The organism is Ferdinandcohnia sp. FSL W7-1320 (assembly GCF_038050315.1).
Classification (GTDB): Bacteria; Bacillota; Bacilli; order Bacillales; family Bacillaceae_L; genus Ferdinandcohnia; species Ferdinandcohnia aciditolerans.
This window is the reverse complement of sequence record NZ_JBBPAM010000001.1, coordinates 2,623,174-2,646,058: the sequence shown is the minus strand read 5'-3', so window position 1 is coordinate 2,646,058 and position 22,885 is coordinate 2,623,174. Positions and strand designations below refer to the sequence as shown.

Sequence of the window (22,885 nt, the reverse complement as noted above, 5' to 3'; positions counted from 1 at the left end):
ACATCAGACTAATTCTAATTTTTAAACATTTCTATATTCCATTGACACTCATCATTCCTATCGATAAAATCAACTAATAATTTCATACATTTACTCGTATAATCTTGGAAATATGGTCCATAAGTTTCTACCAAACTACCGTAAATGGTTTGACTACGAGAAGAGTTCGGCTTTTTGTGTACGCCTGCAAAAAGCTCTATTTCCTTCTCTGTGTCAAACCCTGGGTAAAAGCCCAGGGTTTTCTGTTTATATTGAGGAGGAAGTAAAATGGAAAAAGAATTAGTAAGGAAAAGAATAGCTGTCTCTTGTAAGCAAATCCCCGCAGATCTTGTTATTAAGAATGGAAAAATCATAGATGTGTTTAACCTTGACATCATTGAGGCTGATGTCGCGATTTCAGATGGTATGTTTGTTGGAATTGGTGAGTTTGAGGGTAAACAAGTCATAGACGCGAAGAATCGCTATGTATGTCCTGCTTTTATTGATGGCCATGTGCATATTGAATCCTCTATGGTCTCCCCTTCTGAATTTGCGAAAGTGGTCCTTCCTCATGGCGTAACAACCGTTATTACGGATCCTCATGAAATCGGGAATGTTTCAGGTAGTGAAGGATTATCATTTATGATTGAGGACTCTAAGAATCTCCCGCTTGATGTTTTTCTTATGCTCCCTTCAAGTGTACCTGCTACTTCGTTTGAAAATAATGGAGCAGACCTCAAGGCTAAGGACTTGGAACCATTTTACAGCCATCCACGAGTTCTGGGGTTAGCTGAGGTAATGGACTTCCCTTCTCTCAAAAACGCGGAGAATTCGATACTTGATAAAATTGTCATGACTGCTAAACATCATGGATTAATGGATGGCCACTTAGCAGGAGTAGATACAAATGCGATTGATATCTACCGAACAGCTGGTATCAAAACCGACCATGAATGTAATACGGCACAGGATGCACTAGAGCGGTTAAGACGAGGAATGTATGTATTAATTCGTGAAGGTTCTGTTGCAAAGGATTTAAAAACACTGATAAAGGTCCTCACTCCAACTAATGCACGTCGTTGTCTATTCTGTACAGATGATAAGCATTTAGATGATTTGATCGAAGAAGGAAGTATTGACCATAATATCCGGTTAGCGATTGAAGAAGGGATCTCTCCTCTCCAGGCTATCCAGATGGCTACATTAAACGCTGCTGAATGTTATCGTCTCCCCGATAAAGGTGCAATTGCTCCTGGTTATGACGCAGATTTCCTGTTACTGGACCAGCTTGAGACGATTCAAATAACAGAAGTGTATAAATCTGGGAATCTTGTTGCACAGAATGGTCGCTTTGTTGGAAAATCAGCTGCTAAACATGTTCCAAATACACAGTTAATGTCAACTGTTCATGTGTCTGAGTTACATGAAAAAGACATTCAAATCCCATTCCGTAACGGAAATAAAGCAAATATCATTGAGATTATTCCAAATCAATTGATCACAAACAAACTAGTGGAACAAGTTACAGTGGAAAACGGTGATTTTCAGCCATCCATAGAAAATGACCAACTTAAATTAGTCGTCATTGAGCGTCATAAAAACACAGGTAATATCGGATTAGGAGTCGTTAAAGGATTTGGTTTTACAGATGGGGCGATTGCTACAACCATCGCACATGATTCTCATAATATTGTTGCAACAGGCACTAATGATGGTGATATTTTGGTGGCGATACAGGTACTTAAGGACATGAATGGTGGCTTAGTGATTGTCAAAAACAAACAAATTATGGCGTCTTTATCCCTGCCGATAGCAGGACTAATGTCGGATAAAGACTCACAAACTGTGAATGTGGAGCTTGACCAATTAAAACTGTCATTAAGTCAATTAGGGTTTGTCGGTGAGTTTAATCCGTTTTTAACCCTCTCCTTTCTTACATTGCCCGTAATACCATCTTTGAAATTAACAGATTTAGGATTATTTGATGTGGAAACATCTACACATATACCAGTACAAATGAACTAATTTTAATGAACCCCTTGAAAATATGGAATAAGAACAACTAAAAAAAGTGTCAGGTACCATAATCTGTACCCCTTGTAAAGGACATTTTAAAAAAAGCTAGGCTACTTTAAGAAGATGATCTCTGTATTGAACAGGGGTCATCTTTTTCATATTCCATTGATATCTGTAGTGATTGTAGTAGTGGATGGCAGCTTTCACTTCTTGCTTAAGTTCTTTTAAAGTTTCACATGATTTTATATCAGCCAGGTCCTTAAAATGACCAAAGAATGATTCCTGTGGGGCGTTGTCCCAACAGTTACCTCTCCTAGACATTGATTGTTCCAATTTGAATTTTTTCACCAGCTTTTGATAAACAGGGCTGGTATAGTGACCTCCCTGATCAGAATGTATATAAGCTCCTTTAGCCAGTTTGATTCTCCTGTTTTTCTTTAACTTCTTAAGTGTATCCGTAGCGATATCTAAAGTAATTCGATCAGAGACCTGATGAGCTAAGACTTCATTGGTGGAAGCGTCAATAATGGTTGATAAATAAGCTTTTTTACCTTTTCCGAAATATAGGTAGGTTATATCCGTAAGAAGGACCTTGTGTGGGATTCCTTGTTTGAATTCCCTGTTAAGTAAGTTCGGGACGACCTTGTGCTCCTGCGTAGCCTTAATGATGCGCTTGTAGGGGTTCGCTCTCCTAAAAGGGCTCTCAATCCCGTATTTCTTCATGATTCTTCTGATTCGCTTAAGATTGAAAACAACACTAAACTGACCTGCCAATACCATCTTAATTTGACGAGCCCCTTTCTTACGGTTCTTGAAATTGTATGCTTTTAAAACCAGGTCCCGAAGGGATTCATCCTTTTTCTCCCGATCCTTCCTTCTCTGAACTTGTTTAGCAGAAAAGTAGTTATAGTATCCCTGACGGGACACACCAGCTACTTTACAGAGGTGGGTTACCATCCTTGTTAGATTGTATTTCTCGATAACGGAATGAATAAGGTTAAATTTCTGGTCAGCTGACAATTTTATTTCTTCTTCATCCCCCTTTCTGCGAATCGTATCTTTTTTAATAGTTCATTCTCTGCTTTCAACAGGTTATTTTCGGCCTCTAACCTTGCATATTTTTCTTCAGTGGAAAGCTCTCTTTCCCTTGGTCTACCTGAGTTTCCTGATCTTGTATCACGAAGTCCTAGAATTCCGTGCTTACGATAAGCTTCTCGCCATCTTTTTCCAGAAGACTCAATCCGTTTCATACCTAATACCTCAGTATCGAACCCACAGTCCTCAAATATCTCTCTAGGAAACTTCCCCAGGTCATTTTGAGTTATAAAGTGCTCCTTAAACTCATCTGAATAGGTAATACCTTTGGGACTTACTGATTTTACATATGGATTTTTAGCTAGTAATTCGATCTCTTTTTCCGAGAATATTTTTTTACTCATACTATCTCTCCCGCACTATTTTTAATCTATTGTACATAAAAAGACCCTGTGCAGCAGACTTTTTTTAATGTGTCTACTACACAGGGTACAGTTTACCATTGGTCTTGGCATTTTTTTATGTTAGTTAAGTAGCGCACTTCTTATCATTTTTTGATACAATCGGCTTTAAATGAAATCATAACAAATAGTAAATTGTTTAAAATTTCACCAAAAGAGGGACAAACTATGTATCCATTTAAACAAACTTTTTTTGCAATCTATTTCTTCGCTACACTTTTGATAATCGGTGGATGTTCACAGGAGGAAAATCAACCTAATAACAATATTGAGAACATCACAAAAACGACTGAGGAAACGGAAATTAATCGTGATGAGGATACCCCATCCCCTACCGAAAAGCAAGAAAAGGCAATTCATTCATTATCTGAACTTACCGTTCATTATATGGATGTTGGTCAAGCTGATTCAACCTTACTACAATATACGGATAAGGGTGAAGAATATACTATCTTGATTGATGCAGGGAATTGGAACAGAGACGATGTCATACATTACTTACATTCCCAAAACATTTCCGAAATTGATATCGCAATTGGTACACATCCAGATGCAGATCATATTGGTCAACTCGATAAAGTTATCAGTACGTTTAGTGTAGGAGAAGTATGGATGTCCGGAAATACGAGTACATCCCAAACGTTTCAGAGGTTACTTCAAGCGATCGATCAAAACGAGGTTGATTATTATGAGCCAAGACGAGGCGATGAATTTAAAGTTGGCCCACTCCAAATTGATATTTTATATCCGATCTCTGTTTCAGAAAATGACAATGAAGAATCTATTTCGCTAAAGCTCACGTACGGAGAGGTTTCTTTTGTTTTTACAGGTGATGCAAGTCGAAATGATGAATTACGGATGATAAATGGTAGTATTGATGTAGACGCTGCTATCCTTCATCTGGGTCATCACGGTTCAAACACTTCTACTCACCCTGCTTTTCTAAAAGAAGTGAGTCCAGACATTGCAATCTACAGCGCTGGAAAAGATAACAGCTATGGGCACCCACACAAAGAAGTGGTCGATCTAATTCTAGGGTCCAATATTAGACTTTATGGAACGGATGTACACGGGACGATTATTGTTAAAACGGATGGCAAAAACTATGAGGTGTTGACCAAAAAGGACGGTAAGATTACTCCCCCTACTTCTGGACGTGTACCTTTATCAAAGCCAGAACCAACAAAAAAGGATAAACAAGAGCCCGGTGATAAATGTATGAATATAAACACAGCTAGTTTTGAACAGTTACAAGAAATCATTCATTTAGGGCCAGCACGTGCAAAGGAACTGATCAACCTACGGCCTTTTACATCCATTGATGAGTTATCACGCATAAAAGGAATTGGTCCGTCAAGAATGGAAGATATAAAAGCACAAAATCTAGCTTGTGTAGGAGGATAACATGAAAGGCTATTTGGATCGAATCGAAGAAAATCGACATGCAGTTATTATAGTAGAAGAAATCAATAAGGAATTCATCATTCCTTTCAATCAATTACCTAAAGAATCATCAGCAGGATCCTACTTTGACATTAGCATCGAAAATGGAAAAATCATTTCCATAACACTAAATGAGAATGAAACAATCTCACAACAACAAAAAGTAGATGATATGATGTCTAAAATCCGTAAGAAGAATTTCGGAAGCAAATTTAAGAAAAATTGACTTGAGTGCCTATCCCTAATGTATTAATCCATTAGGGACAGGCGTTTTTCTTAGAAAAAATCATTTTTATGTTGTTTTTCTGATATATTTTTAGCGGAATTACCAGATACCATAGATAAAATGAATGCGATGTATGAATGAAACACATTTTACGAATTGCGAAAATTGCGTTATGATTAAAAAGTCACAGGAATGTCACATCATCTAACGTTTTAAGGCGAAATACATAATAGATGCACTTTACCAACAAGGTTTAGATTTCATATGAATTGTTTCTTTTACTAGATAACTAGGATATTAGAATACACATGAATTTGGTATAAATCAGTTAATGTCTTCCCCTTTTAAATGTGAATATGTGAACATTTTCTCGATATCAGTATATTAAAACCAGGTAATACTTAGTGAAAATTCAACGATGAAGGAGAATTGAAAATGTCAGAAGTATTGATTCAAGAAAAAGAGGCTACAGGCACAGAAAAAGAATTACTTGATCAATTATTAAAACCTGAAGTGCAAGAATCGCTCACTACTTTAGTCGAGCAACTACCAAAGTTAACAGAGGCTGTAAATCTCTTAACAAAAACATATGATTTAGCTCAATTAGTGGCTACTGACGATGTTCTAAAAAATGATACAGTCAGTGCAATCAAAGAAATTTCTGAACCTGTTATTGGCTCAGTTAAATCAATTGCTGCTACTGCTATTGAAGCAAAAGACCGTGCTGAAGCTTCAAATGAAGTGATCGGGCTATTTGGTGTATTAAAATTATTGAAAGATCCAGAAGCACAAAAAATGTTACGTTTTGTAAGCGCATTTCTAGAAGTTCAAGCTGAACGTAAAGCTTAATTAATAATCAGTACCCTTTTTATTACTTAGTAAGGACGGAGGATAAATCATGTCAAAAAAAATCGTCATCTTAGGTGCAGGTTACGGAGGTTTATTAACTGCTCTAACATTACGTAAATATGCAAGTAAAGAAGAAGCGCAAATTACAGTGGTGAATAAATACCCTACTCACCAACTTATTACAGAATTACACCGTCTTGCGGGTGGTACAACAACTGAACGCGCAATCTCTTTCCCGTTAACAAAGCTTTTCAAAAATAAAGATGTCAACGTGGTAATCAGCGAAGTAACGTCTTTCTCAGTAGATGAAAAAGAAGTCCAACTTGCTGATGGTTCTGTTTTGGATTACGACAACTTAGTCGTTGCTCTTGGTAGCCAAACTGGTTTCTTTGGTATCCCAGGTCTTGAAGAAAACAGTTTTGTATTAAAATCAGTTGAAGATGCAAACCGCATCTACCAACACATTGAAAGCAAAATTGCAGCTTATGCGGAATCTAAAAATCCAGCAGATGCAACAATTGTAATCGGTGGTGGTGGGTTAACTGGTGTTGAACTAGTTGGAGAAATCGTAGACCACTTCCCTGAAGTGGCTAGAAAATATGGTGTTGACTTTAATGACCTAGACATCAAATTAATTGAAGCTGGCCCTAAAATCTTACCAGTACTTCCTAATAACTTAATCGAGCGTGCTACTGAAAGTTTAGCTAAACGTGGCGTTGACTTCTTAACTGGCTTACCTGTTACAGGCGTTGAAGGAAATAAAATTTCCCTAAAAGACGGTTCAACAATTGAATCGAACACATTTATCTGGACAGGCGGCGTTGCTGCACTTCCAATCGTTCAAGAATCTGGCCTTGAATGTGATCGTGGTAAAGCAGTTATTGACGAGTATTTGCGCTCTAAATCACATCCAGAAGTATTTGTGGTTGGTGATGCGTCTGTGGCACTTCCAGCAGATGGGGGTCGCCCATTATATGCGCCTACTGCACAAAATGCATGGCAAATGGGTGAATCATGTGGATATAACCTTTTCGCTATCCTTAAAGGACAAAAGCTCGAAGAATTTAACCCAATCAATTCTGGAACGCTTGCTAGTCTCGGACGTAAAGACGGCGTAGCTTCTGTTGGTGGAAACAATATTCCTTTAAAAGGTCTTCCAGCATCCTTGATGAAAGAAGCTAGTCATGTTCGTTACTTATCTCATATTAAGGCCCTTTACGGTTTAGCATATTAAGATTTAAATTAAAGGCTCTTTTCTAAAAGATTGTTGCTTTCTGATAATAAAGGCAAAACTAGTTGATTGGAGCGTAAGCTGGCGACTCCTCGAAAATGTATTCACATTTTATTCGTGCGTGGGTTATTTCAAAGAAGCAAATTCAATGTCCAGCGGGAAAAGCGTGGGACTTGAGACCCCGCAGGAGCGGTAGCTACGAGTCCAGTTTCAGCGGCTAGAAACTCGAGAAATTTCAACTCCTCCTTCAGAGGCAAAATACGCCTCTTTGTCGGAGTCTCCGACGCACAGGAAGTGCTAGTGCCGACTCCGCCACAGGACGTGGCGCTTTAGTCGGCCAATTTTCTCGTTTCTGTCAAGCCGCCTCCACATTTCGTTGAGGAGGCTCAAGCCACGCCCGCGGAAAGCGTCCACCTGAAGCGGAAGTCAACGATATAAAAAACAACAAAGTCCGCGAAAACAGCCAAATTAAATAACTATAGAAAGCCAATTTTCTTGAAAATTGGCTTTTTGTATTAGGATCATGGGGCGTTGCTGGAGTATATGTTGTAAAGTCTATGTGTATCTTGTTATGCCGCTATTGATAATAAGAGTTGCGTAATTACCTAAATACTTGCACATGATAAAAGAGACCATATTAATCAAGGGAGGAACTGCGATGAACTTTAAAAGTAAATTACAAGAAGCTCAAGATATTATCCATACGGCACATCATCATTTAAAACAAGTGAATTCGAGTAGTCCTGAATCAGAGGCATGTCATTTTGCCCAAAGTGAACTAGAAAAAGCGCAACAAATTATCCAACAGGTTCAACAACAAATACATAATTAGATTAGAGATTGAAAAATGGCTGGGACAATTTAATCCAGCCATTTGAATTTATCATTCATTTTTTTGTGGTTGAGTTGGAATTTCAAAATCAGGATTTATTTCTTTTGCAATTTCCGTTGCAAGATCGTAGTTTACTTCAAAAGGATTCAGTTTTAATTCAGAGGAATTTTGAAACGAATTTTGGGCTTGCTGAAATCTCTTTTGAACTTTTTGATTAATCCGGCTATTTCTACCTCCAAATAAACCAAGTATAGTTACACCTAATATAGAAATCCATATCCACATTCTATTGTTTCGTTTTCGTTTGAATATCTTCAGTGATTTGTTACCACTCAAGCTATTAAGTACGGATGACAGTAGTTGCATATAGTTCATAACTCTTCCCTCCTCACTTTATTGTGTGGAGTAGAGCAAACAATATATGTGGAAATAATTAAAAACCCTTGAGTGTATGATTCAAGGATAAGATCAAATAATAGGGATAAAACCTCAGAGGTGATCCTTATGGATGTGAAAATCTTTCGGGCGATACATCAATTGACAGGTCGTTCTTCATTAATAGATCAATTCATGATACTTGTTTCAAACAAGGTTCGTTATGTATATTTCTTAATTTTGATTGTGATGTGGTTTAAAAAGTATCCATATAGACAAATGACGAATAATGCTGTCATTTCTGCATTTATTGCACTAATTCTAAATCTCTTCTTTAAGTTATTTATTTCAAAACCCCGACCTTTTTTGAAAAGTCGTGTTGGAATCTTAATTCCTTCAAAGATTGATTCTTCATTTCCAAGCAAACATACCCTACTCGTTTTTGCAGTTTCGACTTCGATTTTACTATATAATCGTGTTCTAGGCTCAATCATGACTGGATTGGCTGTACTAACGGGTTTTTCGCGAATTTGGGTAGGACATCATTACCCATCTGATATAATTGGAAGTGCCCTTCTAGGCTCAGTAACGAGCATGTTTATTCACCAAAAATCAAGAGAAGGAAATGTAAAAGCCTTTGCTAAATGATATACTAGCCTTCATTTGAATAACCACTACTAAAATGACACCAAGCCTCATAAATGGTGTCTTTTTTCGAGACATCATGTACGTTCACAAAAGGGGAATGGACTACTCCAACTTTTTCTCAAAACAGTCAACAACCTTCCCTTCCAACTCGCTTTTTCCATAAAATGAATATCCTACTGATCTCCAAAACCTTTTTGCCTGCTCATTGTTGTCTAATACACCAAGTCGAATCTTCTTGAAATGTTGTTGTTTTAGACTTTCTTCAAAAGCAACATACGCCTTTTTTCCGTAACCTAGAGAATGATAAGCACCATGGATCATAAATAAACCAATCCAAGGATGATTGTCTTTTGGGTTATGATCTAAAAAATCAATTATTCCAATAGGTTCTTCATTCATCTTTATTAAATAACTATTTGTTGTTGAGTTGAGCAGTTCACTTCTTACTTCTTTTATTGTTCTTACAGGATTGCCGTTTTCTATCATGTTGTATGTCGGATTTGAGTTCATGATGTCTAATGCCAGGTTTAATGATTCTTCTGTGATTGATTCGAAGTTCATATTTTGAGACTCCTTTTTCACATAGTTGTGCCAGGTTACCTACTTTCTCTCCCCTTCCATCTACTTATACATTACTTCGAGTTGTAGTCCTTTTCTATTTTATTGATTTAAGAATAAAAACTTCAACCTCGTTTACTAGTATACGTAATATGCTATAATTTGGAGTGTAAAATAGAAGTTAGAGGTGACCACTCTTGGCGATTCATGTTGTACTTTATCAACCAGATATTCCGGCTAATACTGGAAATATTGCACTCACTTGTGTAGCAACGGGTTCAGCCTTGCATTTAATTAGACCACTTGGCTTTTCAACAGATCCGGAAATGTTAAAAAAAGCAGGCATCGATTTCTGGAATGATGTGAACATCACGTATTATGATTCATTGGAAGACTTTTTTTCAAAAAATCAAGGTGAATTTTACTTTATAGAGACGTTTGGTGAAAAAACACATACAGGCTTTGATTTCAGTGATGAAACGAAGGAACATTATTTTATGTTTGGAAAAGAAACAACGGGTTTGCCGAAAGATTTACTAGAAAAGAACAAAAATCACTTTTTGAGAATACCCATGAACAATCATGTTCGTTCACTCAATCTTTCAAGTACTGCTGCGATATTGGTATATGAGGCATTACGCCAGCAAGGATATCCGAATTTGAAATAAAAAATCTTCCGTTTTGGAAGATTTTTTTATGGGCCAAGTGGATATGAAATTCCCCTTAACTTCTCCTTCTTCTTATCATCGCAATTACTAAAAGGATGATTGGAAAGATGACTTGAAAGGGTAAGTGAAGCAACATAGGAACAAATTTGTAACCCTCATGTAAGTGTTCAGCAAAACTACTAGCCATCGTTATGGATAATAATAAAACAACCAAAGCCATTGGATAACATAAGCGTGTATGACTTTCTATTGAGAACAAATTGGTAACCCCTGTGACAACCGCATAAAAAAAGATCCCGATTTTAAAAAATCCCCCAATAATTAAAGCTAACATAAAAAAGATATCGAGTCGTTCAATAAACTCCGCTACTTGAATCATTTGAATGGTAGCCAGGAGTGGAAATGGTGCACGAGATGTCAGATTAACACCCAACACACTAATGTTCATTAACATGACAAGCGTTAGATTGATCCCACTTAAACCGATTGCACATAAACCGGCAATCCTTGCTTTACGTGTATTATTTAAGTAAGGAAAAATCATCGCAAATACAACACTCTCTCCAAATGGAAAAAACAAAGTCTGAGTAAATGCTGCTTTTACAACAGGCATAATGCCTTCACCTAATATTGGCTTTAGGTTGTTTACATCAATTAAACCAGAGATCACAATGAGGATAAATCCCGTTACCGCTAGCACATACATGATGCTAAAAAGCAGTTCCCCTGTTCTCCCTAATACTTCGATTCCTTTTCGAACCCCATATACTACTACGATAATTAAAAGTGCATTGACAATAAATAATGGTGTTTCTGGATAGGCGAATGTCACCAGCATTACACCAAAATCCCTTAATACTCTTGCTGCTAGATAAGCAAAATATAAGATGTACATAAAAGCAAGTAGCTTCCCGAGTGGTTTTCCAACAATTATCTGTACATACATGGTTGGTAATTTGTCGGGGTAATATTGATAGAGACGGAAAAAGATAATAAAGAGTATCATTCCACCCAACATCCCAAGGAGAACGGCAATCCAAGCATCCTGCTTAGCGTCCATTGCAAGTGGCAGAAGTAATGCACTCCCTAATTCAAACAGCAAGACAAGTACAAATAGCTGATAAGAACTGATTTTTGCCTTCTCCATGTGACATGCTCCTTATTTCTATTTACGATTTTCCTCTATTTCGGTAAGGAAAGATTTTGTACGTATACCCGTCCGTCGCACAAACGCATCTACTTTGACATCCACGACTAATTCTGGAAAATACACTGAATTCCAGTCAGACTTCAACTTCTTCCAAAGCTTTGGATCGGCGCGTTGCACTACTTCACCAAATCCAAAAACATCCGATTTATTTTTTTGGGCCTGTTGTATGGCCTCTTGGATTTCTTTCTTAATTTCCTTTTCAACTTCTTTTTCGATCTTAACTAATATAAATGGATCTGTTAAATCGACTGGTACTTCTATTTCCCCTATATCACCTTCAGCACTTACATCTATGGTGATCAAAGGTTTCTCATTATTAATCTTGGACAGGACTTTGGTTTTTTGGCGAATCACTTCGTATGCAATGGCTTCTTCATATCCTTGCCAATCAATATTCACATCTGACTTTTCAATTTTATCCAAAATCCATAAAGTGCCTCTTGCCGTGCTCCCTTGTAACCAATCAACCAGCTTTCCGTCTCTAAAAAGAGCTATTCCTTCAGCTTCAATAACCGCTTTAGGGGTCGTTTCTTCAATGTTTGCCATTTTCATAGCCTGATCAATTTCACCTTTAATTCGAAACCCCGTAATTAAAGGCTCTTTCCCATCTGATACTAGGTTATTAAGTACTTCTTTCATATTCGCACTTAAATTTGTTCCCAAGTTTTTTTCTGTTAACTTTAGTGTTTTAATCACTTTATTGGAAGGGATTTTATCAATTGGAGTTATTGTTCTTACAATATCTTTTGCCTCCATATCTTGAGCAATGATCACCTCCGATGTAATTCGAAATTCTGGGTCACGGTCCATAGCATCAAAAAGTTGAAGAATTCCATCCTCTCGTGCTAGTCGCTCACCAACAACTACTAAATTTGTATGGGCATAATATAATCTTCGTGATATGCCGGTGGAAAACTTCCTACTAACTTCAATAAGGTTAGTTCCTGTTTCACTATACACACTAATTGGTGGGCCAAAATTTGATCCACCATCTTGCTGTCCACCTGTAACATTCCCAGGATTAATTACTTGAATCGTACCTACGTATTGCCCCTTATCATTTTTATCGATACCAAAAGCAGAAATTATCGCGATGTCAGTAAGCTCCTTCTTGCTCCAACAACCCGAAAGGAAAATAAGGACAGAGAATAAAATGAGAAGAACAATACCTCTATTCATCTTGGTCACCTTTTTCTTGATTAGACTTAAGCATGCCGCGTCCTATAGGCGGCTCAGGTTTCTGGTCTTTTCCTACGCGATTCATATTTCCTTCACTGATCAATTGTGGCCGCTTCTTTAGTGCCCACCATGGTAACCGGAAAAAGGTATCCGCGTTCTCCTTCAGAATAAATGGAGCCATTGGTGTCATATAGGGAACACCAAATGAACGCAAGCCACTAAGATGAATCGTAAGCATAATAATCCCTAAGATAATTCCGTAAAAACCAAATGTAGCTGCAGCAATCATAAATACAAAGCGAACCAATCTTGCAGAAATCGCCATCGCAAAGGATGGAGTGGCGAAACTAGCTATTGCTGTCATTGCCACCACAATGGTCATGGCTGGTGAAACAATTCCCGCCTGAACCGCTGCTTGTCCAATTACAAGGGCTCCAACAATAGAAATCGCAGAACCTACTGCCCGCGGCATTCGAATTCCGGCTTCTCGCAGAATTTCAAAAGTGACCTCCATAATGACAGCTTCTACAAATGCCGGAAAAGGTACAGCTTCCCTTTGTGCCGCTACAGCTATTAATAACTGTGTCGGAATCATTTCCTGATGAAACGTGGTCGCAGCAATATAGGCTGCAGGTGCAATAATCGAAATTGAAAAGATCAAAATCCGTAAAAAACGTAGGGCCGTCGCAATATCAAATCGCGCATAATAATCTTCTACTGCCTGAAAAAATTGAATAAAAACAGCGGGTGCAATTAATACAAAAGGAGTCCCATCTACGAAGATGGCAATTCTCCCTTCAAGAAGATTCCCTGAAACCGTATCAGGTCTTTCCGTATGATAAAGTGTTGGAAAGGAAGTAAATGTTTGGTCCTCAATAAACTGTTCAATATATCCAGACTCAAGAACACTATCAACATCAATTTGATCAATCCGTCTACGGACCTCTTCGACAATTTTCTCGTTTGCAATTCCATTTATATACATAATGGCAACGTCTGTATTCGTCACCTTGCCCAACTTCCTTGCTTCCACCCACAAATTTGGTGACTTGATACGCCTGCGCACTAAAGAGGTATTCGTGATTATCGACTCTGTAAATCCATCCCGAGGACCACGCACCGTCACTTGACTAGTCGGTTCCTCAATCGAACGTCTATCGCCGCCTCTTGTATCAACAACGAGCACCTTCGTTTTTCCATCTACAAGAATGATCGTTTCCCCATCCATTAACGCGGAAAAAAGTTGTTCCCAATCATTGGCATTTCTTATACTCCCAAATGGCAAAGCCTCATCTTCAATTATCTCTAATGGATCTTGTTGAATTAGCTTCTCCTGCAAATCAGGACTTTTTATGATGGATTCAATTAAAAAATCTTTTATGGACTGGCTATCGACAAGCCCGTCTATATAGACAATCGCGGTTTGAATCTTCGGTTGTAGTCCGATGCTAACATTTCGAATAATCACATCAAAACTATTACCTGTTTTGTTTTTAATTACATCAAGATTATTAGATAATCGTACATCAATGGAATCAGGAAAATCCTGTTCTGATGGCGGTTGCGTTTGGTTTTCATTCGTTGTGTTACTTTTTTTATGTTTATTCTTGAAAAAACCAGGCATTTTTGTAAAACCTTTCTATTCTATAGTATTAACTGTTCTGCCCAGTAGATTAATATTTATACCTTGTCATATAAGCGTTTTAAAAAGGAAATAATAATTTGAAAAAAGGTGTGAGAAAAATGAAGATAATCGGGATTACTGTATTGATGATGGGCTGTTTAATGAGCTTCTCGTTTTGGCTAGATTACCTGGAGGGTTTCGACCTGCAAACAGCATTTAGAAATGCAACGAGTCCCTTTCGAGTCATGGATCCTGCTGAAACGATTGTTTTTTTATCCTTTATTCTGACTGTCCTAATCGAAATAATCGTTTATTCGTACAAGAAAAGAAAGGGAAAAGCGAAGGCTGGATAGGAGTGGTTCTTAGTGTAAATTTTCTTTAAAACAAAAGCCCTTTTTTAGCACTAAATCCGAACGCGCAACACAAAAAAGCAGCCTAGAAAACTAGACTACTTCTAAATTCCCAAGTTTTTAATTTATTGGCCTTTTACTCTTTTTACAAACTTAGTTAATGTTTTTTTAAGCTGGTCTGATCCCGAACTCGGCCGAAATTCTTGGTTATCAATCACTAACGGAGCACCTATTACAACAAATGGCGCACCATACTTTGGCATTTGAGCAGCTTGTTCAATCGATAATCCTCCGACAGCCTGAACTGGAATGGAAACGGCCGATACAACATCTTCTAAGCAATCAAACGGTGAGCGTTCTGGGTCTTCTCCTCTTTCATCAAAACCCGTATGAACAATAATGTAGTCAACACCATTTTCCTCAAGCATGTTTGCACATGATACTTTGTCTGATGAAGCCATGATATCCCCCATCACTTCTACTCCATAATCCCTTGCTGCTCTTACAACTGCTCGTATGGTCGCTGGATGAGCAACACCCATGACAACAACATGGGTAGCTCCAGCCTTAGCCATCATTTCTACTTCTAAATAGCCACCATCCATCGTCTTTAAGTCTGCAACGATCGGCTTGTCGGGAAATCTTTCCCGTAGTTTTCTGACTGCATGTAAACCTTCTGCAAGTAATAATGGGGTCCCCGCTTCAATCCAATCAACCCCAGCCTCTATAGCGATTTCCGCCATTTCTATAGCTTCATCAATGTTCGTTAAATCGAGTGAAATCTGCACAATTGGTTCCATTTTCTAGCCCCTCTACTAATTTCTATAGAATTTAAGTTTTATTCGTAAGCTGCCTTCGGAAACTGTGTTGCATATTTCCCTCCACTCACATCGAGTAGAGTGCCGGTTATATACCCTGCTAAATCAGAGGCTAAGAAACAGATCAGTTGTGCGATGTCTTTTTTCTCTCCCCATCTTCTTAATGTTAAGCTGTCTAATAACCGCTCTTGTTGTTCTTGTGGCAGCTCTGAAAAGTGATTAAGAGTTGTCGGAATCATTCCGGCGGCATAGCTGTTAACGGTAATATTCCATGGTCCTAACTCTCCAGCAAGAACGCGCGAAAATTGTTTTACTCCTGCCTTAGAAGACGCGTATGCGGCACTGCCAATACTGGGGATAATCGCTGCAAAAGATGCTGAATTTATAATCCGACCAAATTTCTGTTTTTTCATGATGGGAATAACAGATTGGCACATCATGAATGTCCCTTTTAGATTGACATCATGACAGTAATCCCAAACCTCCTCTGCTAATGTTTCAACTTCTCCGTTCCCAGCAACACCTGCATTGTTAACCAACAGGTCAATCCTGCCATACTTTTGCATCGTCTCACGAATTACTTCAGAAATCCTAGTACTATCCGTTACATCACAGTCAAAAAACAAACCCTCTAATCCTTGTTCTTTAAATTCTTCTGCTAACTGGTCAAGATCATCTGGGAATACATCAATCCCCACTGTTTTAACTCCTTCTCGGGCTAAGGTCAAAATGATTTCCTTCCCAATTCCCTTTCCTACTCCTGTAACGACTCCTACCATCCCATGTAAATCAATCAGCACTTCGACCATCCTTTCCTGATGACACTTATCCTTTTACTGCCCCTGAAGTAATACCACTTACAATGTATCGTTGTAGAAGCAATGAAATAATCAAGATTGGTAACGTAATGATAACAGCAGCTGCCATTAGAGCTCCCCAGTTGATTTCTGAATAAGAGATAAAATTAAAGACGGCAATTGGTAATGTCTTCGTGTCATCCCCAGCTAGTACTAAAGCAAACATAAAGTTATTCCACGAAAGGATAAAAGACATCATAGAAGCAGTAATAATTCCTGGTGAAACCAATGGAAGCAAGACCCTAAAAAATGCGCCTTGCACTGTACAGCCATCTACGCGAGCCGAATCCTCTAGTTCCTGTGGCAGTGCTTCAAAGGAAGATATCATTATCCAGATAATAAAGGGCAAACCGACTAACATATGGCTTAATGTTAATGCCGTATACGTGTCGACTAAGCCAAGTTTTGAGAAAATGATAAACCAAGGAATCATAAACGAAATACCTGGAATGATTCTAGCAATTAAAATAATGATTCCGAATTTATGAAGCTTATATTTTGCAATTGCATATGCGGCTGGTAATCCCAACACCAATCCAAGAACGGTTGAAGCAAAAGCGACAATAAAGCTATTTACGATAAACTTAATAAAGTCATATTGTGCAAAAACTTCAGTGTAGTTTTTAAAGCTAGGTGTAAAAATAAAAATGGAATCTGTAGACATGATTTGGGCCTGATTTTTAAGTGAAGCAATGATCATCCATACAAATGGGAATAAAAATACTACACTCACAAAAGCGATTAAAATATAACGAATAAGCTCCATTCTCCGTTTATGCTTCATAATGTCACCTCCGTCTTCTTACGGAAGATCAAGATTAAACAACTCATAATGAGCACAATCATAAAGAATACCATTAAAATAGCGCTCGTATATCCTAACTTGAAATACTGAAATCCATTGGCAAACCCATAAATATTTAAGGTTTCAGTTGCATAACCAGGTCCGCCCTGTGTCATGGCATAGATTAAATCAAAATGCTTTACCGCATCAATGGAACGTAGAAGAACAGCTGCGAATATAGTAGGAGCCATTAGAGGTAATGTGATTTTCCAAAATATTTGCCAAGCATTGGCGCCATCGACTGCGGCCGCTTCATAATTTTCATTTGGTAATTGAGAGAGTCCGGCCAAGGTGATTAATGTAATCATTGGAGTCCATTGCCACGTGTCCACCATCGCAATTGCCGGCAAAGCCTGTTTCGGTGACGCAATCCATAACTGTGGATCAATTCCAAAATAACCTAGAAATTGATTCGCAAAACCGATGGATGGTTCAAAAATTAATAACCATACGAGTCCGATTGCAACCGGAGTTGAAACCATAGGAAGTAAAAATAAGGTCTTTACGAGATTACTACCTTTAAAATTTCTAAAAAACAAAAGTGCAATCGCTACTCCCAAAACAGTTTGGGTAACAACTGCCAAAATCGTAAAGTAAAACGTTCTAAAGAAAGCTGGCCAAAATCGTGGATCATCAAAAAAGATTTTCTTAAAATTGTCTAAGAACACCCATTTCGGCGGTGATACACTAGACATGCTCCAGTCAAAAAAACTTAAGTAGGCTGTATATCCAACAGGAAATACAATCATAATGAGTACAAATAGTACAGAAGGCAATGTAAAAATATACTTAAGATGCTTTTCAATCCAAAGTTGAATGATATTCATCCCCCTTCTATGTATCGCGATAAAGAGGATAGAGGGGTATTAACTTCAATTAATACCCACTCTTTCCCATTCAATTATTAATTCTCGTCATCTAGTAATTGCTGGAACTGTTTGTTGGCTTCTTTGGCAGCGGCTTCTACATCCCCGCCTTCAATACCAGTCACGATTGCCGTACCGATCATATCTCTTGCTTCATTTACTTTTATTACTAATGGACGGTCATATTCTTTTCCAATCTTATTCGATTCAGAGATGACTTGAACGAGCTCCTCAGGAAACGCCTCTGTTCCTTCTGGTGAATCCCATACAGATTGGCGTGGTCCTGGGACACTCTTCTTTTGTAACTCAGCTACAATTTCTTTACTTGTTGCCCACTTGATAAATTCCCATCCAGCATCTTTGTTTTCGGATTTAGCATTCATCGCCACGCCCCATGACGTAACGTTGTATGGCGTTTGTCCTTCTGGTCCTTGTGGGAATACAGCAAACCCAACCTTTTCACCTACAACTGATTTTTCAGGATCTAGTAGGTTTGGATAAATACTATCAGCATCAGTGTACATAGCTGCTTTACCTTGTGCAAATAAACCAGCAGCTTGAGGCCAACTCATATTTAAGACGCCTGGAGGTCCTGCATCCTTCAGTAAATTACCGTAGAACTCGAATGCTTTAATCGCTTCTGGTGTATCAATCGCAGCTTTTCCGTCTACGATAAAGTCCCCACCAAAACCGTATAGATAGCTTGAGAATTGAGTTACAGCAGCAGCACGTTGGCCTCGTGATACCATTCCGTAAAAGTCATTGGAAGGGTCATTTAATTGTTTTGCAATTTCATAGAGTTCATCTAATGTTTTAGGAGGTTCAATATTATTTTCTTCAAAAATATCTTTTCGGTAATACAAGATTTCACGTTCAGTAACGGTTGGAATACCAAAAATCTTTTCACCGTCTTTTAGAGAATTAACGGATGACTCTGTAAAATCACTTAAATTCCAGTCTGAATCGCCTGTATAACTTGTTAAATCAGCAACCCATCCATTGAGATTAAAGAGTTTCCCTTCTTGCAGCGGACGAATCATAAATACATCGATACTATCTGAACCTGCAGTAAATTCTGTTGTAAGTTTCTGAGTTAATTGGTCCTCAAAATATTTTTCTAGCTTTACTTTAATGCCTGACTCTTGTTCAAATTGAGGAATTAATGGTTCGATTGCTTCTGTCCATGGATGGTTCGCAGCAATAATCCTTAATTCAACGTTTTTGTTTTTATTGTCATTTGAATCTGATGATGGCTCTTCTGAAGCCGGAGCATTGCTACTACAAGCAGCCAGTAAGCCTATGAACAATCCTAAAACCAGTAAAAAACTTAGCCCCCTTATTTTTCTCACTTGCTTTTCCCCTTTCATACGTAATATGGTTAAGACGTAAAGCGCTTACATTTAGTGATCCTTACGTCGGTTACCCGATAAAAAATATTCGTCTGCTTTCCTCTTTAAGAAATCGACAGATTCCTTCATTTCCCCTAAACCATTCACCCCATCTTCGATTGAAATCCATCCAGAAAAATGTATGTTGGCTAACAGTTGAAAAATACCATCATAATCAATAATGCCCTTTCCAATGACACCATGTGCTAATCCCTCTGAATATCCTTGTACCAAATGATTCTCGATATCTTTTATGGAATACCCCTCTTTTAAATAACGATCACTGGCATGCATGGTAATTAAGCGGGACTTTACGTTCTCCAGTAATGCTAGTGGGTCATCGCCTGCAAAAACGGCATTTGAAGGATCGAAGTTCACGCCAAACCAATCAGATGAGATCCCTTCCACAATTTCCAAATAGATATCCGACTTCTGGGCAAATTCCGGATAAATCCAAAAACCATCTTTGTAATGGTTTTCCATGACTAGATGGACACGCTTACTTTCTGCATAGGGAAGTAGCTCATTAATACAATCAATGGTCCATTTTATTCCTTCTTCCCTTGATACCTCAGGTCTTCTTTGCCCAGATAAAACCCGACAGCTTCTAAAATCATCGGGCCCAAGTATGGCCATGGCATCAATCATTTCTTTCATCTTGCTCATTTCTTTTTCCCGAAAATCTAGATCGGGATGGGTAAAATCAGGTGATGCACACATCATTGGAATCACTAGATTTACAGAAGCAGCTGCTTGCTTCACCTTCTCCAAATATGACTTTTCAGTAGATTGTAAGAATGTAGGATACATTTCCATTCCATCTGCACCAAGTGTTCCTGCTTGCTCGATCCATTCAAACACATCCATTTTTCCATTTGATAAATCATCGATATACCCTTTTGGGAAAACTGAAATTCTGACTCTGTTTTCGTTCATTGAGTTCTCCTTTTCGATTGTTTTAGTTTGGCACAATAACAGATTTCGCGTGTTTTAACGAATCCATTTCATCGAAGGCATTTTGCCAATCATTTAGTGAATAGACCTTTGCCATTGGTAATGGGTCAATTTCTCCTTTTTGCATTAATAGCAAGACCTTTTCCCACATTGGATACGTATGGCTAAAGGACCCTTGCAGTCTAGCCGCTTTTTGAATGAGTGGGTCAAGACTAAAGCCAATGGGTTCAGGTCCCCATCCAATTTTCGTAATTTGCCCAGCAGGTCGAACAATCTCAATACTCTGCTTTAACGTTTGACTTACACCAACCGCATCAAGCACTAAATCAGCACCGAAACCATCTCCGTAATTGGTTATTTCACGTACAACATCTTGTTTCTCTGCAATAAGTACCTCATCTGCACCAAATTGTTTTGCTACTTCTAACCGTTTTGCATCTTTTTCCAAACCAACGACTGTCAATTTTCCTGGTCCAAACAATCTAGCAATCTGGATACACATTAATCCGATAGGCCCTGGCCCAAACACCACAACATGATCGCCAGGTCGAATTCTCGAATGATGGGCGACAGCATTATAAGCTACACATGAAGGCTCCGTTAATGCTGCTTTTTCGAACGGAATCCCATCAGGTATGTGGTGAACGATGGCTTCACGTGTTTTCACATACTGAGCCATGGCTCCATCTGCTAAAACACCAAAGCCTTTTCGGTCCGGGCATAAATTATATATTCCTGATTTGCAATAAATACAGTTTTCACAAACATATGATGGCGTCTCACTGACAACGCGATCTCCCTTTTTAAATTGGGTTACTTCAGAACCTACCTCGTCAACGGTTCCTGCAAATTCATGTCCTAAAATGACAGGTCGTTTCACAGCAAAGCCTTGTATATTATGATACATATGTAAATCACTTCCACAGACTCCTACAGCTTCCACTTTCAATAAAATGTCTTTTGGTCCTATTTTCGGAATCGGTACTTCTCTGATTTCAACCTTATTTTTACCAGAATCGTAGTTTACAAGCGCCTTCACGTATATCACCTTTTCTTCGTAAAATTTTAGGAGAAGAAGAGTTTCCTACGGAGATTTCAGGTTCGATGAAAAGTTGAACGATTTGATGTTGACCTTCCCTATTCATTTGTTCTAATAGCAAACTTGCTGCACGTCTCCCAATTTCACGTGGAGATTGGACAATGGCAGTCACTTTAGGCATGATGATATCCCATTCGTACTCTAACTCTCCAAATGACACAACCGTAAGTTGATCGGGAATGGTAATCTTGTAGTTTTGACACGCCTTTAATATACCTGCCGTCATATTATTGTTTGACGAAATGATGGCTGTAGGCACGATCGTTTTCGATAGAAAATATTCTACTGCTCGTTGACCTCCTTCATAGGTAAAATCACCAAAAAACTGGTGTTCAGTTGTAAGGCCATAATTCGTTAGTGACTGAAGAACACTTTCGTACCTAATTCTTCCGTGAACAGTGTTCAAATCTCCATGAACGACACCTATTTCTTTATGCCCTAATTCATGGAGGTATGTAACTAATTTTTCCATGCCGATAAAATTATCGTCTGCCACTATATGAACAGGCAGATAAGGGATGGGTCGATCAACAAGGACCATTGGAATGTTTCTTTCGACTAACGAAAGAATATCTTCGTTCACTTGACCAGTCGAACAAAGAATAATTCCGTCAACCCGTTGCTCGTAAAAAAGTTGTAAATTTTTTCGTTCAATAGTAGGATTTTCATTTGTGGAGCTGATGATAAATAGATAGTCTTTCTCAAAGATAACTTCTTCAATACCTTTGGCCAAAGTCATCTGGAAGGGGTTTGTAATGTTAGATAGAAGAACAGCAATTGTTTTTGAGACGGATGACTTCAAACTTCTTGCTATCATGTTTGGGGAGTAGTTTAGGGCTTTTATTGCTGCGTTTACTTTGTTTTTGAGTTCAATATGGACGTTACCAATATTATTTATGACTTTCGATGCAGTACCAATAGACACACCAGCTAATTCTGCAACATCTCGTATCGTCACCTTTTTAGTCATGGTATACTTCCTATTTTTTATTAATGAAACGTTTCATCGAATAGAGCATAACAACGAATTAGAATATTGTCAATTAACTAAAAATTAGAAAAAGAACTGATTTCGACCACTGATTAATTTGATAATACCTTTCAAATCAGGCTTGCCTGCTACATCATATATTTTTTAATGAGATATTAATTTTTTCATAGACTGATTTCGACACTTAAACAAGAAAAAATGACATTATCACTTTTGGATAGTGTAATTTAATAATATTTATGTAATTTATAGTTATTCTTTGCTTAGACTTTACCTAAATGAAAGATGAATCCCATAGAACTCAAAATATTTAATTTAAACCTGAAATTAGTAAGAATCAAGTAAACGAACCTTTTAATACCTCGATATAGATTTGATAGATTT

General features: G+C 38.0%; 23 protein-coding genes and 1 riboswitch. Of the genes, 9 read left to right on the top strand and 14 right to left on the bottom strand.

Annotation, left to right across the window (positions count from 1 at the left end):
• Positions 1-74: 74 nt before the first annotated feature.
• Positions 75-176: riboswitch (purine riboswitch) on the top strand.
• A 91-nt stretch (positions 177-267) separates the two neighbouring features.
• The gene (gene ade, locus NST91_RS13255; protein WP_341331530.1) at positions 268-2,004 is read left to right on the top strand and encodes an adenine deaminase; all 1,737 of its coding nucleotides are present in this window, start codon (positions 268-270) and stop codon (positions 2,002-2,004) included.
• A 96-nt stretch (positions 2,005-2,100) separates the two neighbouring features.
• Here the strand turns inward: ade and NST91_RS13250 are convergent.
• Positions 2,101-3,434, bottom strand: a protein-coding gene (locus NST91_RS13250; protein WP_445724474.1) for an IS3 family transposase whose coding sequence is annotated in 2 segments (ribosomal slippage) — positions 2,101-3,021 and positions 3,024-3,434 — 1,332 coding nt in all. Because the reading frame shifts where the segments join, the coding sequence is not laid out codon by codon here.
• 225 nt (positions 3,435-3,659) lie between these two features.
• Here NST91_RS13250 and NST91_RS13245 point away from each other — a divergent pair.
• From NST91_RS13245 to NST91_RS13225, 5 genes are all read left to right on the top strand, one after another.
• A complete protein-coding gene (locus NST91_RS13245; RefSeq protein ID WP_341331529.1) occupies positions 3,660-4,895 on the top strand; it encodes an MBL fold metallo-hydrolase in 1,236 nt (411 codons plus the stop codon).
• Between the two features lies 1 nt (position 4,896).
• Entirely contained in the window at positions 4,897-5,160 is a 264-nt protein-coding gene (locus NST91_RS13240; RefSeq protein ID WP_341331528.1) for a DUF3006 family protein, read from the top strand.
• A gap of 435 nt (positions 5,161-5,595) precedes the next feature.
• On the top strand, positions 5,596-6,009 hold the full coding sequence (locus NST91_RS13235; protein WP_121446038.1) for a DUF1641 domain-containing protein: 414 nt from the start codon (positions 5,596-5,598) through the stop codon (positions 6,007-6,009).
• Between the two features lie 49 nt (positions 6,010-6,058).
• A complete protein-coding gene (locus NST91_RS13230; protein ID WP_341331527.1) occupies positions 6,059-7,243 on the top strand; it encodes an NAD(P)/FAD-dependent oxidoreductase in 1,185 nt (394 codons plus the stop codon).
• A 655-nt stretch (positions 7,244-7,898) separates the two neighbouring features.
• Entirely contained in the window at positions 7,899-8,072 is a 174-nt protein-coding gene (locus NST91_RS13225) for a hypothetical protein (protein WP_165918131.1), read from the top strand.
• A 51-nt stretch (positions 8,073-8,123) separates the two neighbouring features.
• On the opposite strand, the gene NST91_RS13220 is transcribed toward NST91_RS13225, so the two are convergent.
• Positions 8,124-8,447, bottom strand: coding sequence for a hypothetical protein (locus NST91_RS13220; protein WP_341331526.1), 324 nt, complete (start codon positions 8,445-8,447; stop codon positions 8,124-8,126).
• 129 nt (positions 8,448-8,576) lie between these two features.
• On the opposite strand from NST91_RS13220, the gene NST91_RS13215 reads away from it, so the two are divergent.
• On the top strand, positions 8,577-9,095 hold the full coding sequence (locus tag NST91_RS13215; RefSeq protein WP_341331525.1) for an undecaprenyl-diphosphatase: 519 nt from the start codon (positions 8,577-8,579) through the stop codon (positions 9,093-9,095).
• A 102-nt stretch (positions 9,096-9,197) separates the two neighbouring features.
• Here the strand turns inward: NST91_RS13215 and NST91_RS13210 are convergent, their stop codons facing one another.
• Entirely contained in the window at positions 9,198-9,656 is a 459-nt protein-coding gene (locus NST91_RS13210) for a GNAT family N-acetyltransferase (protein WP_121446033.1), read from the bottom strand.
• 194 nt (positions 9,657-9,850) lie between these two features.
• Here NST91_RS13210 and NST91_RS13205 point away from each other — a divergent pair, with 194 nt between their 5' ends.
• Complete coding sequence (locus tag NST91_RS13205; protein WP_121446032.1) at positions 9,851-10,321, top strand: TrmH family RNA methyltransferase; 471 nt, start codon at positions 9,851-9,853, stop codon at positions 10,319-10,321.
• Between the two features lie 55 nt (positions 10,322-10,376).
• On the opposite strand, the gene NST91_RS13200 is transcribed toward NST91_RS13205, so the two are convergent.
• From NST91_RS13200 to NST91_RS13190, 3 genes are read right to left on the bottom strand one after another with little or no spacing between them, the layout of a single operon-like run.
• Complete coding sequence (locus NST91_RS13200) at positions 10,377-11,468, bottom strand: GerAB/ArcD/ProY family transporter (RefSeq protein WP_121446031.1); 1,092 nt, start codon at positions 11,466-11,468, stop codon at positions 10,377-10,379.
• A gap of 18 nt (positions 11,469-11,486) precedes the next feature.
• Positions 11,487-12,710: a Ger(x)C family spore germination protein gene (locus NST91_RS13195; protein ID WP_121446030.1), complete on the bottom strand. Its 1,224-nt coding sequence runs from the start codon at positions 12,708-12,710 to the stop codon at positions 11,487-11,489.
• Positions 12,703-14,334: a spore germination protein gene (locus NST91_RS13190; protein WP_341331524.1), complete on the bottom strand. Its 1,632-nt coding sequence runs from the start codon at positions 14,332-14,334 to the stop codon at positions 12,703-12,705. Before NST91_RS13190 ends, NST91_RS13195 begins: the two co-directional genes overlap by 8 nt.
• 119 nt (positions 14,335-14,453) lie before the next feature.
• On the opposite strand from NST91_RS13190, the gene NST91_RS13185 reads away from it, so the two are divergent.
• Positions 14,454-14,687, top strand: coding sequence for a YczF family membrane protein (locus NST91_RS13185; protein WP_341331523.1), 234 nt, complete (start codon positions 14,454-14,456; stop codon positions 14,685-14,687).
• Positions 14,688-14,809: 122 nt separating this feature from the next.
• Here NST91_RS13185 and NST91_RS13180 read toward each other — a convergent pair whose 3' ends face one another.
• The 8 genes from NST91_RS13180 to NST91_RS13145 form a co-directional block, all read right to left on the bottom strand.
• Positions 14,810-15,484, bottom strand: a complete 675-nt coding sequence (locus tag NST91_RS13180) for an orotidine 5'-phosphate decarboxylase / HUMPS family protein (protein ID WP_341331522.1) — start codon at positions 15,482-15,484, stop codon at positions 14,810-14,812.
• A gap of 38 nt (positions 15,485-15,522) precedes the next feature.
• Positions 15,523-16,311, bottom strand: a complete 789-nt coding sequence (locus NST91_RS13175) for an SDR family NAD(P)-dependent oxidoreductase (protein ID WP_341331521.1) — start codon at positions 16,309-16,311, stop codon at positions 15,523-15,525.
• Positions 16,312-16,327: 16 nt separating this feature from the next.
• Entirely contained in the window at positions 16,328-17,143 is an 816-nt protein-coding gene (locus NST91_RS13170) for a carbohydrate ABC transporter permease (RefSeq protein ID WP_341331520.1), read from the bottom strand.
• Positions 17,140-18,030 (bottom strand): ABC transporter permease subunit, encoded by an 891-nt coding sequence (locus tag NST91_RS13165; RefSeq protein ID WP_165918130.1) that lies wholly within the window; start codon positions 18,028-18,030, stop codon positions 17,140-17,142. Before NST91_RS13165 ends, NST91_RS13170 begins: the two co-directional genes overlap by 4 nt.
• A 77-nt stretch (positions 18,031-18,107) precedes the next feature.
• Positions 18,108-19,418, bottom strand: a complete 1,311-nt coding sequence (locus NST91_RS13160) for an ABC transporter substrate-binding protein (protein ID WP_341331519.1) — start codon at positions 19,416-19,418, stop codon at positions 18,108-18,110.
• Between the two features lie 51 nt (positions 19,419-19,469).
• A complete protein-coding gene (locus NST91_RS13155) occupies positions 19,470-20,393 on the bottom strand; it encodes a sugar phosphate isomerase/epimerase family protein (protein ID WP_341331518.1) in 924 nt (307 codons plus the stop codon).
• Between the two features lie 22 nt (positions 20,394-20,415).
• Positions 20,416-21,450, bottom strand: a complete 1,035-nt coding sequence (locus NST91_RS13150; protein ID WP_341331517.1) for a zinc-binding dehydrogenase — start codon at positions 21,448-21,450, stop codon at positions 20,416-20,418.
• On the bottom strand, positions 21,419-22,480 hold the full coding sequence (locus NST91_RS13145) for a LacI family DNA-binding transcriptional regulator (RefSeq protein WP_341331516.1): 1,062 nt from the start codon (positions 22,478-22,480) through the stop codon (positions 21,419-21,421). Before NST91_RS13145 ends, NST91_RS13150 begins: the two co-directional genes overlap by 32 nt.
• Positions 22,481-22,885: the final 405 nt, after the last annotated feature.